The following is a 12034-nucleotide window of genomic DNA, read 5'->3' on the forward strand; positions in this document are numbered from 1 at the left end:
GAAAGGCACCACCATGTCCAACGCAATCGACTTCGACGTCTCCTTCAACTTCGTCCCCCGCGCCAAGCGACCCGCCAAGCCCCGCTCCTACGGCATGACCGAGGTCCGCGCCCCGTACTACGACACCTTCGGCACCCGTCACCTCCAGGACGTGTTCGACATGGCCGGCCAGTGGGTGGACGGCATCAAGTGGGCCGGCGGCTCGTTCGCGCTGTGCCCCACCGAGCAGGTGCGCAAGTTCTCCGACATCGCCCACGAGAATGACGCCTACGTCTCCTCCGGCGGCTGGATCGAGACGGTCCTGCGCTACGGCGACGACGCCGTCGACCACTACCTCAAGGAAGCCAAGGAGGTCGGCTTCGACGTCATCGAGATCTCGACCGGCTTCATCATGCTCCCGACCTCGGGCCTCGAGCGGCTCGTGGAGAAGGTCGTCAAGGCCGGCCTGAAGGCCAAGCCCGAGCTGGGTATCCAGATCGGCTCCGGTGGCGACTCCTCCGAGGCCGAACTCGCCGCTGAGGGGGCCAAGGACATCGGGGACCTCATCGACCGTGGCAAGCGCGCGCTCGACGCCGGGGCGTCGATCATCATGATCGAGTCCGAGGGCATCACCGAGAACGTCCGGGAGTGGAACACCGGCGCCGCCGCCTCCATCATCAACGGTCTCGGTCTCGAGAACGTCATGTTCGAGGCCGCCGACGGTCCCGTGTTCGAGTGGTACGTCAAGAACTACGGCAACGAGTGCAACCTGTTCGTCGACCACTCGCAGGTCCTGCAACTCGAGGGTCTGCGTCAGAACATCTGGGGCAACAAGTCCACCTGGGGTCGCGTGATCAACCCCCACTGATCCATCCGGTCGAACGGTCACTGAACCCCACCGCACCGTCATGTACACACGACGGTGCGGTGGGGTTCCTGGCGCCGCGGATCACGTTGCCCGGTGAGATGGGGCGCCGGGGTACGCCAGTGGCGGTGTCACCGGGCCGTGGTCCGGTCCGTGGAGCCATCCCCGCCGCGGATCCGGGAGTGGCTGTGTATCGGGGGTGGAGTTCGGGGGTGTTCCCGAGGTGATACAAAAGTAACCGGAATTCGTTTCAGGTAAGTCGACACTTAGTTCTTTGCCCATGTGGAAAGGCCTTTTACGTGCCGCCACATTCGAAAATGTCCCGGATTTGGCAGCTGTTTCCGCTGCTTAACGCCAACACGTTTTCAATAAGGTTTCAATAAGGGGTCTGCAGGACTAGTGTTCAAGACATGAGCGAGAGCACGAGAACCGGGGACCATCACGAACACGGTCATGAACACGGCCACGATTGCGCCGGACATGATCCCGGGATGCACGACCACGGGCACGACCACGGTCAGGGGGAGGACCACGCCGGGCACGATCACTCCGGACACGACCACGGCCACGGACATGATCACGGTCACAGCGGACACGCGCACGCCCACGCGCCGAAATCCCTCAAAGCGCTGATCGGCGTCATCGTCCTGACCACCACGATCTTCCTCGCGGAGGTCATCTTCGGCCTGTTGTCCGGCTCCCTGGCGCTGCTCGCCGACGCCGCCCACATGCTCTCCGACTCGGCGGGCCTGGTCATCGCCCTGGTGGCGATCCTCATCGGCAGGCGGGCGGCCACGTCCTCCGCCACCTTCGGGTTCCGCCGCATCGAGGTCATCGCTGCGGCCGTCAACGCGCTCTCCGTCGGGGCGATCTCGATCTGGATCGTGGTCGAGGCGATCAAGCGACTCGGCGGACACGGGCACATCGACACGACGATGATGCTCATCGTCGCGGTCATCGGTTTCGTCGCCAACGGTGGCTCCGCGCTCCTGCTCGTCCGCCGCCAGCACGACAGCATGAACATGCGCGGTGCCTACCTCCACGTTCTCTCGGACATGCTCGGCTCGGTCGCCGTCATCATCGCGGGCCTCATCGTCCGGGCGACCGGCTTCATCCTCGCCGACACCATCGCTTCCGTCGTCATCGCCGGGATCATCCTCCCCCGGTCGATGCGCCTGCTCCTCGACGCCACCCGGGTACTGATGGAACGGGTCCCCGGGAACGTCGACCTCGACGAGATCCGCGGGACACTGGCGGAGATCCCCGGTGTCGAGACCGTCCACGATCTCCACGTGTGGACGATGGACGGCAGCGAACTCATCGCAACCTGCCATCTCGTCATCGATCCGGACCGGGTCGAGTCCGGCTGCGACGTCCTCGACATCGCGAACCGCAGCCTGGAGAAGGTCGGCGTCACCCACGCCACGATCCAGATCGAAACCGCGCACCACGCCGATCACGAGGCGGACGTCCACGACTGACGCCCGGCTCCGCACCCCACACCCCGGCCCCGGGACGGACACGGTTCCGTCACCGGGGTTTCACACGCCGGTAGCGCACATGTAGACAAAGCCCGATAGAGTCGTCGACATGGGTTTCACCACACCGAGCTACGACCTCACCGATCTGTTCGCCCGCATCGACCGCGGCGACGTCCAACTACCCGACTTCCAGCGGGACTACAGCTGGAACGTCGACCGCATCCGGTCCCTGATCGTGACGGTGCTGCGCGGCTACCCGATCGGTTGCCTCATGGCGTTGGACACCCGGAACGAACCGATGAGGTTCCGCCCCCGTCCGCTCGCCGGGGCGCCGGACACTGGGCGGAACCCGGGCATGCTGATCCTCGACGGACAGCAGCGCCTCACCACCCTCTATCACTGTCTGCGCGGCGACGGACTCGTCGACACCGTCGACTTCCGCAACAAGCGCATCCGACGCCGGTTCTACGTCGACGTGGACAAGGCCGTGTCCGAGGACATCATGCCCGACGAGGCGGTGCTCTCCATCGACGCGGACGGTGAGATCAAGTCCCACTACGGCCCGAAGATCCCGGGCGGCATCCCGGACCGGGAGACCGCCCGCGCCCACGGCCTGGTTCCGGTCTCCGCGCTGCTCGAGGACGAGGGCACCGACATGCTCTTCGACTTCGTCGAGGGGGCGGACGCCGTCACCCGTGAGCGGGTCAAGCGCTTCAACAACACCGTGGCCAAGCCGCTCGTGCGGTACTCCGTCCCGATCATCCGGCTCGACCGGGAGACCGCCCAGGGCGGCGTCGGCTCGATCTTCTCCCAGGCCAACTCGGCGGGACTCCAGATGGACGTGGTCGACCTGCTCACCGCCGTCTTCGCCAGCGAGGACCCCGCCTTCCGGCTCTCCGACTCGTGGCGGGATATCGAGGAGGCGCTGCGGGAGCACCCCGTCCTCGACGGTATCGACCGCACCGCGTTCTTCACCGCGGTCACCCTTCTGACCACCGCGGAGAAGGGACACGCTAGCGGACACCGCGAGGACATCCTCCGGCTCACCCTCGCGGACTACGCCCCCGCCGCGCAACGCACCGTCGATGCCTTCATCGCGGCAGCCGAGTTCCTGGAGGCACGGTGCATATCCGACACCACCCGGATCCCCTACGCGGCACAGATCACCCCGCTCGCGGTGATCCTCTCCCTGCTCGGTGAGACCCCCGAGGTGTTCCGCTGCAGCGCGGCCGTGGACCGGCTCAACCGGTGGTTCTGGTCCGGCGTCTTCGGCGAACTCTACGGGTCCGCCTCCGTCGTCGTCCGCACCGGCAGGGACGTCAACCAGGTGACCCCCTGGGTGCGGGCCGCGCTCGACGGGGAATCCGGGGTGCCCGAGCCGGCATCCATCAGCGACGCCCGTTTCGTCGAATCCCGGCTGCTCAGCGTCGGCCCGGAGTCCGGCGTCTGGAAGGGTACCCACGCCCTGCTCATGGGCCGCGGCGCCAGGGACTGGCGCACCGGCGACCGGTTCGACGCCAGGAATCTCATGGAGGATGAGGAAGGATTCCACCCGATCTTCCCGCCGCGGTACTGCCGCCGGACCGGGGTGAACCAGATGCTCGCCGACAGCGTCCTCAACCGCTCGCCCCTGAGCCGCCGGACGGAGATGGTCATGGACGGCGCCGAGCCGGCGCGGTACCTCGCGCGCGTGCAGTCGAAGTCGCTCATGGACGACGACGAGTTCGACGCCGTCCTCGCGAGCCATCTCCTCGACCCGCGGGTCCTCCGCAACGCCTGCTCCGACGACTTCTTCGCCGACCGCCGCACCCGGTTGCTCAAGATGATCGAGGAGGCGATGGGCAAGGGCGCGATCCACGACGTCGACGAGACGAACCTCGGCGGCGGGGAGGAGGGCCCCGACGCGTTCGCCACCACCGGCAACGCCGGTGCCGCCGGTGACGGGGAAGATGCAGCGCACCCCGGGGAATCCGGGGAAGATGACACCTCCCGGGATGAGGATCCGCAGGTCGCCGATTCCTGATGCGCGGGGCCGCACGGTAGAAGCAGAGGGTCGTCTCCTAGTATTTTGAGGCGACCGCACTGATCCTACGAGAGAGGCGACTGAGCCCCATGCCCCACGACCGCAGCACCCCGACCCCGAACCGGCGGCGCATGATCTCGCTCCTCTGCGGGGTGGTGCTCACCGGCACCGGGCTCATCGCCTGCTCCGTCGAGGGATCCGGCGATCGGGTATCCGATCAGAGCAACGCACAGTCGTCCCCGGCGCAGGGCCGGGAGCCCGTCGCCGAGCGCTACGGCACCGAACCGCGCGTCCTGTCCGACGTGGACCGCTCCGGCATCGAGGTCAGTGAACTGTTCTTCCCCGACGCGCCCGCCGCCGTCATCGCGACACCGGAACCCGCGGCGCAGCAGCGTGGCGCGAGCATCGCCCTCGCCGCCGGGCTGCCCTTGCTCACCGCCACCGGGACCAACGGTCCGGCACTGGCCGCCGAGATCGAACGACTCGGTGCAGGGGAGGTCCTCGCCGTCGGCGGTGCCGCGGTTGAGCTGCCGGAGACCGTCACCGTCCACACCGACGACGGAACCCCCGCCGCATTCGAGGCGCTCACCGGAAGAACCCCGAACCCCGTCACCCCGGACAACACGCCCGTCGGACTCCTCGGCCAGATCACCGCACTCAACGCCGGGGACCTGCTCGGCGCGGTCCCCGCGGAAGACCCTGTCGTCGCGGACACCGGCGCGGAGAACCCGACCGGCACGGAGACAGCGGTCGGTACCGAACCGGATTCACCGACACCGTCCGGCGGGAACCTCGACCGGCTGCCCACCCGCGACCGGGACAAGGGACGGGCACCGCTGGTCCTCGCCGCCCCCGGCACCGGGATCGCCGCCGTGGCCACCGCCCGCGCCGCCGGAGCGGACGTCGAGGTCCTCGAATACGCCGATCCCCGCGTGAGCGAGCATTCCCTCGAGCTGATCCGAGGTCTGGACGGAGAGCCTGTCATAGCACTCGGCCAGCTGTTCGGCGACTCAGAACACTTCACCCGCACCACGGAGCTGGCCCGCACCGTCACCGCGGAACAACCCGGTGGAGGACAACTCGTGTTCCCGGGTCGGCGAATGGTCGCCTACTACGGACACCCCTCCGGCGGAGCACTGGGGATCATGGGGGAGCGGACCCCCGGGGAATCCGTCGCCCACCTCAACGAACTCGTCGCGCAATACGCGCCGCTGTCCGAGGAACCCGTCATCCCCGCCTTCGAGATCATCGCCACCGTCGCCTCCGGCTCACCCGGGCCGGACGGCGACTACTCCAACGAGGCCGATCCGGAGGAACTGCGGCCCTACATCGACGCCATCACCGACGCCGGCGGCTACGCCGTCCTCGACCTCCAGCCCGGCCGCGCCCGGCTCATCGACCAGGCGAAGATCTACACCGACCTGCTGAAACTCCCGAACGTCGGACTGGCCCTCGACGCCGAGTGGAAACTCGGCCCCGACGAGGTGCCGCTGCAGCAGGTCGGCCACGTCCAGGCGGAGGAGGTCAACGAGGTCGCCGACTGGCTGGCCGAACTCACCGCGGACAACAACCTCCCGCAGAAGGCGTTCGTGCTGCACCAGTTCCAGCTCCAGATGATCCGCGACCGCGAGACCATCGACCTCGAGCACCCGGAACTCGCGTTCGTCCTGCACGCCGACGGACACGGAACCGCCGGCGACAAGTTCGCCACCTTCGACGCACTCCGGCAGGATCTGGACCCCCGCTACTTCATCGCCTGGAAGAACTTCATCGACGAGGACACCCCGATGTTCACCCCGGAGCAGACGATGGAGATCACCCCCCGCCCCTGGTTCGTCAGCTACCAGTGAACGCCCGGTTCGCAGGCACCGGAGCCGCAGGTTCGGTGAGGGAAACTGTGTTGTGTGTCACCAAACGTTCCGCCGTGGGTACCCGCGGTGGACACACGGACAGCACGGTCTAGACTGAAGCGCAGTCGCACGCCACATTTTGCCGGCGTGGACCCGCCCCGGGCCGACGCGGTCGTGCCTGCCCGGACGCGGACGCAACCAGCACTCCAGGAGTAAGAACGTGAGCCAGAATGGCCGCCCGGTAGTACTCATCGCAGACAAGCTCGCACAGTCCACCGTCGACGCCCTCGGCGACGGCGTGGAGGTGCGCTGGGTCGACGGACCCAACCGACCCGAGCTGCTCGCCGCAGTCGGCGACGCCGACGCCCTGCTCGTCCGTTCCGCGACCACCGTCGACCGTGAGGTCCTCGAAGCGGCGAAGAACCTGACCATCGTCGGCCGCGCCGGCGTCGGTCTGGACAACGTCGACATCGCCGCCGCCACCGAGCGCGGCGTCATGGTGGCCAACGCCCCGACCTCCAACATCCACTCCGCCTGCGAGCACGCCATCTCGCTGCTGCTGTCCACCGCCCGCCAGATCCCCGCCGCCGACGCCACCCTGCGCGACGGCGAGTGGAAGCGCTCCTCCTTCAAGGGCGTCGAGATCTTCGGCAAGACCGTCGGCATCGTCGGCTTCGGCCACATCGGCCAGCTCTTCGCCCAGCGCCTCGCCGCCTTCGAGACCACCGTCATCGCCTACGACCCCTACGCCAACCCCGCGCGCGCCGCGCAGCTCGGCGTTGAGCTCGTCGAGCTCGAGGACCTCATGGGCCGCAGTGACTTCGTGACGATCCACCTCCCCAAGACCAAGGAGACCGCCGGCATGTTCGACGCCGAGCTGCTCGCCAAGGCCAAGAAGGGACAGATCATCATCAACGCCGCCCGCGGCGGTCTCGTCGACGAGCAGGCGCTCGCCGACGCCATCACCTCCGGCCAGATCCGCGGCGCAGGCTTCGACGTCTACTCCTCCGAGCCCTGCACCGACTCGCCCCTGTTCGGTCTCAGGGAAGTCGTGGTCACCCCGCACCTGGGTGCCTCGACCGTCGAGGCCCAGGACCGCGCCGGCACCGACGTCGCCGACAGCGTGCTCAAGGCGCTCGCCGGCGAGTTCGTCCCCGACGCCGTGAACGTCTCCGGCGGCCGCATCGGTGAAGAGGTCGCCCTCTGGCTCGACCTCTCCCGCAAGCTCGGCCTCGTCGCCGGCGAACTCCTCGACACGGCCCCGGTCGCCCTCGAGGTCACCGCACGCGGCGAGCTGTCCACCGAGAAGGTCGACGCCCTCGGCCTGTCCGCCATGCGTGGCCTGTTCTCCTCGATGATCGACGAGCAGGTCACCTTCGTCAACGCCCCCCGCATCGCCGAGGAACGTGGCGTCGAGGTCACCGTCAACACCGAGAGCGAGGCCGTCAGCCACCGCTCCGCCGTCGAGGTCAAGGCCATTGCGTCGGACGGCTCCACCGCCACCGTCGTCGGTACTCTCGCAGGTCTCGACCGCGTGGAGAAGATCGTGCGCCTCAACGGCCGTGGACTCGACATGCGCGCCGAGGGCCGCAACCTGTTCCTCCACTACACGGACCAGCCCGGCGCACTGGGCAAGGTCGGCACCCACCTCGGTGCCGAGGGCATCAACATCGCCGCCGCGGCCCTGTCGCAGGACGCCTCCGGCGAGGGCGCGACGCTGATCCTCCGCGTCGACGCCGAAGTCCCGGAGAAGATCGTCGAGGCCATCAGCGCTGACCTCGACGCAACCGCCTTCCAGGTGGACTTCGGAGCCTGATCGCCCGGTCGTTCGACGAACCGCCACCCCGCCGTTTCTTCCCCTTGATGGGGGAGTTCCGGTGGGGCGGCGGTTCTTTTGTGTCCGGTGTCTGCATCCTTGACACCGGAGATGCCAGGGGAACCGTACTCGCCCAAAACGCCCTTTGGCGGTCGGTTCTTCGTTGACTGAACCAGTTACCGTGCTCTTCAGGTACGGAAAACAGGGGGTAGAGTAGGCGACTATGACTGAAACGGTAACGGGCCTCGAACTACGCACCGCTGTTGGATCGTTCCCCTCCGGGGTGACGGTGGTGACCACCCATTCCGAGGGGATGGACATCGGGCTGACGGTCAGTGCCTTCGCGTCACTGTCTCTGGAACCCGCGATGGTCGTCGTGTGCATCGAGAAAAAATCTAAGTCATTGCCCCACCTGGCTGTCGGCCGTGAGATCGGTATCTCTGTACTCGCCTCGGATCAGCTCGAACTGGCGGTGCAGTTTGCGCGGCATGTCGAGGACCGTTTCGAGGGGGTAGAAATTGAGCGCAGGGGGGAGATTGGTGTGCCCTTTATCTCAGGCGCTGTCGCATGGTTCCTTGGGGTGGTAGATTCGTGGTACGAAGGAGGTGATCATACGATAGTTACAGTTAGTGTCGTTCGGTGTGGTTTGTCGAAAAAGCGGCCGCTTATGTATCTATCGGGGATATTGTCGAGATAGGTTTTTCCAAGCAGGACAATTTTTAGATTGAGGAAATCAGAATGAACGAAATGGGAAATAAGAAAAGTGCCTCTCCATCGCCGCTATTGAGGTCAGACCGTCTCGATGGGAACACATTTGATTTTGTTGAAAAAAAGGGCAGCCTCTCGACTCAAGTAAATCGCTTTTTAAGGTCAATTGGGATAGTTAGTTTTTACCGCAGATCCAATGGTGATTCGCAGACGTTATGGCGTGGTCAGTCTTGCCACTTTCCTATTTCCCCTTCTGCGCATACCAGAATATTAAAAGGAAATATAAGAAGTAACGATGAATTAGTGATAAAATACACGACAGATTTGTTGAAGAAGGCGAGAGCATTTGGTTTCGATCGGTTGGATGGGGCCCGACTTCCAGATCTTCCACTTCTCGCTCTGCTGCAACATAACCTCGTTGCTACCCCACTTCTTGATGTGACTGTAGATCCTCTTACTGCCCTACTGATGGCATCGCAAGGGGTCGCGAAAGCGGAGGATGGAGTTCTCCTCGCTTTGGAGGCTCCAGAATGTAGTATAGACCAATTTGATGATTCAGATTTCGAAAGTGTTTATACAAAAATTATAAATACGGGCGAGATTTTCCGTTATAAAGCGCCATATGTAACTTCACGATTGCGAATTCAGCGAGGCAGTTTTCTTATCGGTCCAGTTCGGGATGATGCGACTTCTACAATAGGCCTTGGTTCTGCTTCTCCAGAAGATGGTAAAGATCGGCTTAAAAAACTGGTTGGCGATACGATTTCTGAAAAAAGAGGGAGGAGGATAGAATTATTGGAAGAGCCCTTATTGATTAATGTTCCTTCTAAATATAAAGAAGAAGTTGACCTGTGGATTAGGACCAAGGCTGAACTTAGTGATATTTATATCTACCCGGAGCCGATTTCTTCTAGGTTTGCAGTGGAATTTCTTCCAGAAAATGGAAGGAATAGTCCATGGAAGCTGGGAGTTGATGGACTTGGGGGTTGATTGTGGGGTAAAATCTCTATACTCTTTGGAATATAACATTTCTTCGTAGGGTATTTGTACTGCCATCTGTATATTTTGCAGGGATCCTTTTCGGGCTTTTATGGCACGTAAAACCAGTTTCGTTTTCTATGAAAATTAGAAATATTTTGGTCGTCTTATTCCTGATTTCGAGTATAAAAAATTGTCCTGGATAAAAATTTTCTAATCTGACAAAGTTTGGGCCATTTTCTTCCAGTGGTGTTTCGTATCTTGTGTTGTGCCTGCGTAAATGGGTTTTATAGTCGATCTGTCAGATTTTAGCTTGTCGTTTTAACTACAGTGAGGGGGCTTCGAAATGTACTGGCGTTATCTTTGGTAAGCGCTTTCCAAAAGGGTCTATATTAGTCTACCAATTAATAAACAATCTCCATCAGTACCTGTCTGTCCTGGACGGATTCGCCGACGCTACCGGCCAGGGGAGCGACGACCACGTTCGAGGACACACCCTGCACCGATGCGGTGGTCGGTGCAGCCGGGGCTCGAGCCCATCGAGATCACGGGACCGAGGGTCCGCTGCTCCTCCTCGACCTCCACATCGACGGAGTAGACGACGCCGTTGACGGTGACCTTGAGTTTCATGTGCGGTGTGCTCCTTTGGGGCGATCAGCTGGGTTTCGACGGCGCGGGGTTCGGTGCGCCCGGGAGGGGTGTGGTCGGTAGGGTTACATGTGGGTTTTTGTTTGTTCGGATCGCTGTGGGGCGGGATCGTCGTTTACACCGGTCCGAGGCCGTGCTTCTTCGCGGGCCGGTGGACCCGCTTGTTGGCCAGCAGTTCGAGGGCGTGGGCGATCTCCCGGCGGGTGTCGGCGGGGTCGATGATCTCGTCGACCAGTCCGCGGCTGGCGGCCATGTACGGCGAGGAGAAGGTGTCCCTGTATTCCTGGACGAGTTCGGCGCGGCGTGCCTCGGGGTCTTCGGCCGCGGCGATCTCGCGGCGGAAGACGACGTTGACGGCGCCTTCGGCTCCCATGACGGCGATTTCGGCGGTGGGCCAGGCGAAGACCTTGTCCGCTCCGAGGTCCTTGGAGCACATCGCGACGTACGCGCCGCCGTAGGCCTTGCGCAGGACGACGGTGATCTTCGGGACGCTGGCTGCGGAGTAGGCGTAGAGGACCTTGGCGCCGTGGCGGATGATGCCGCCGTGTTCCTGGGAGACGCCGGGCATGAAGCCGGGGACGTCGACGAGGGTGACCAGGGGGATGTTGAAGGCGTTGCAGAAGCGGATGAACTTGCAGGCCTTGTCGGAGGAGTCGATGTCGAGCACGCCGGACATGACGCTGGGCTGGTTGGCGATGAACCCGACGGTGCGGCCGATCATGCGGCCGAAACCGACGACCAACAATCGAGCGAGGCCTGAGACATTGGTCGTGGCATGGCAATTTTCTGAAAGTGAATGCGAGAGGGTCGGGCTGCATGCATTGCAGCCCGACCCTCTCAGCCAGATTTCAACAGCTCAATGTCTCACCCCGAGCCGCCCTACCCAATCTCCACCAGCACCTGTCCACCCTGCACGGATTCGCCGACACCGACGGGGAGGGAGGCGACGGTTCCGCCTGCGGGCGCGGTGATCTCGGTTTCCATCTTCATGGCCTCGAGGACGAGGAGAACCTGGCCCTGCTCGATGGTGTCGCCCTCGTTGATCAGGACCTTGGACACGCTGCCGGCCAGGGGAGCGACGACCGCGTTCGAGGACACACCCTGCACGGATGCGGTGGTTGGTGCCGCCGGGGTGTTGACGGGGCTCGAGCCCATGGAGATCACGGGACCGAGGGTCCGCTGCTCCTCCTCGACCTCCACATCGACGGAGTAGGCGACGCCGTTGACGGTGACCTTGAGTTTCATGTGCGGTGTGCTCCTTTGGGGCGATCAGCTGGGTTTCGACGGCGCGGGGTTCGGTGCGCCCGGGAGGGGTGTGGTCGGTCAGGTTACATCTGGGTGCGGTGGTGGATCTGGGCCGCGCGGCGCCCCTGCTGGGCCCAGGTGCGGTGCCGGTGGAAACGGACGGCGCGGACCTTGCCGGAGTTACCCAGGTAGGCGGACACCGCGGCGGAGATCGCCATGAGGATGTCGTCGGGGATCTCGACGTCGGAGCGGCGCCGGAGTTCGTCGAGTTCCCGCTCGAGCTGGTCGATCCGCCTGCTCATGGTCTTGAGCGTGTCCTCGGTGACCTTGAGTCGTCCTTCGAGGTCGTCCCGGTCGGCGGGGTTAGGGGTGGTGCCGCTCACTGTGTTCTCCTGTGGGCTGGGTGCGGGGTTGTTCGGGGTGCTGTTGGGCGGGGTCGTG

General features: G+C 64.0%; 9 protein-coding genes and 2 pseudogenes. 7 read left to right on the plus strand and 4 right to left on the minus strand.

Annotated features, from left to right (window positions below):
* The first annotated feature begins 13 nt into the window (after positions 1-13).
* The 7 genes from JIM95_RS09130 to JIM95_RS09160 all read left to right on the plus strand — a co-directional run bounded on the left by JIM95_RS09130 (position 14) and on the right by JIM95_RS09160 (position 9712).
* Positions 14-847, plus strand: a complete 834-nt coding sequence (locus JIM95_RS09130; RefSeq protein ID WP_198735696.1) for a phosphosulfolactate synthase — start codon at positions 14-16, stop codon at positions 845-847.
* Between the two features lie 488 nt (positions 848-1335).
* A complete protein-coding gene (locus JIM95_RS09135; protein WP_200259439.1) occupies positions 1336-2325 on the plus strand; it encodes a cation diffusion facilitator family transporter in 990 nt (329 codons plus the stop codon).
* A gap of 109 nt (positions 2326-2434) precedes the next feature.
* Positions 2435-4348, plus strand: a complete 1914-nt coding sequence (locus tag JIM95_RS09140; protein ID WP_200259011.1) for a GmrSD restriction endonuclease domain-containing protein — start codon at positions 2435-2437, stop codon at positions 4346-4348.
* A gap of 89 nt (positions 4349-4437) precedes the next feature.
* Positions 4438-6198, plus strand: coding sequence for an MBL fold metallo-hydrolase (locus tag JIM95_RS09145; protein WP_200259014.1), 1761 nt, complete (start codon positions 4438-4440; stop codon positions 6196-6198).
* 220 nt (positions 6199-6418) lie between these two features.
* Positions 6419-8014, plus strand: coding sequence for a phosphoglycerate dehydrogenase (gene serA, locus JIM95_RS09150; RefSeq protein ID WP_200259017.1), 1596 nt, complete (start codon positions 6419-6421; stop codon positions 8012-8014).
* A 223-nt stretch (positions 8015-8237) separates the two neighbouring features.
* Positions 8238-8711, plus strand: a complete 474-nt coding sequence (locus JIM95_RS09155; protein WP_200259020.1) for a flavin reductase family protein — start codon at positions 8238-8240, stop codon at positions 8709-8711.
* A 41-nt stretch (positions 8712-8752) separates the two neighbouring features.
* Positions 8753-9712, plus strand: a complete 960-nt coding sequence (locus JIM95_RS09160) for an FRG domain-containing protein (RefSeq protein ID WP_200259023.1) — start codon at positions 8753-8755, stop codon at positions 9710-9712.
* Positions 9713-10119: 407 nt separating this feature from the next.
* Here JIM95_RS09160 and JIM95_RS09165 read toward each other — a convergent pair.
* The 4 genes and pseudogenes from JIM95_RS09165 to JIM95_RS09180 form a co-directional block, all read right to left on the minus strand.
* Positions 10120-10330: pseudogene (locus JIM95_RS09165) on the minus strand (biotin/lipoyl-containing protein); the annotation flags it as partial.
* 133 nt (positions 10331-10463) lie between these two features.
* Positions 10464-11108, minus strand: a pseudogene (locus tag JIM95_RS09170) (carboxyl transferase domain-containing protein); the annotation flags it as partial.
* A 119-nt stretch (positions 11109-11227) separates the two neighbouring features.
* Positions 11228-11593 (minus strand): biotin/lipoyl-containing protein, encoded by a 366-nt coding sequence (locus JIM95_RS09175; RefSeq protein ID WP_200259027.1) that lies wholly within the window; start codon positions 11591-11593, stop codon positions 11228-11230.
* An 83-nt stretch (positions 11594-11676) separates the two neighbouring features.
* Entirely contained in the window at positions 11677-11895 is a 219-nt protein-coding gene (locus tag JIM95_RS09180; protein ID WP_198737642.1) for a hypothetical protein, read from the minus strand.
* Positions 11896-12034: the final 139 nt, after the last annotated feature.

It is taken from the genome of Corynebacterium antarcticum (genome assembly GCF_016595285.2).
In the GTDB taxonomy this organism is placed as follows: domain Bacteria; phylum Actinomycetota; class Actinomycetes; order Mycobacteriales; family Mycobacteriaceae; genus Corynebacterium; species Corynebacterium antarcticum.

Bases quoted from the DNA above. Each gene is read 5' to 3' on its own strand.
- JIM95_RS09130 (WP_198735696.1), top strand. From the start codon at position 14: ATGTCCAACGCAATCGACTTCGACGTCTCCTTCAACTTCGTCCCCCGC.
- JIM95_RS09135 (WP_200259439.1), top strand. From the start codon at position 1,336: ATGCACGACCACGGGCACGACCACGGTCAGGGGGAGGACCACGCCGGG.
- JIM95_RS09140 (WP_200259011.1), top strand. From the start codon at position 2,435: ATGGGTTTCACCACACCGAGCTACGACCTCACCGATCTGTTCGCCCGC.
- JIM95_RS09145 (WP_200259014.1), top strand. From the start codon at position 4,438: ATGCCCCACGACCGCAGCACCCCGACCCCGAACCGGCGGCGCATGATC.
- JIM95_RS09155 (WP_200259020.1), top strand. From the start codon at position 8,238: ATGACTGAAACGGTAACGGGCCTCGAACTACGCACCGCTGTTGGATCG.
- JIM95_RS09160 (WP_200259023.1), top strand. From the start codon at position 8,753: ATGAACGAAATGGGAAATAAGAAAAGTGCCTCTCCATCGCCGCTATTG.
- JIM95_RS09175 (WP_200259027.1), bottom strand. From the start codon at position 11,593: ATGAAACTCAAGGTCACCGTCAACGGCGTCGCCTACTCCGTCGATGTG.
- JIM95_RS09180 (WP_198737642.1), bottom strand. From the start codon at position 11,895: ATGAGCAGGCGGATCGACCAGCTCGAGCGGGAACTCGACGAACTCCGG.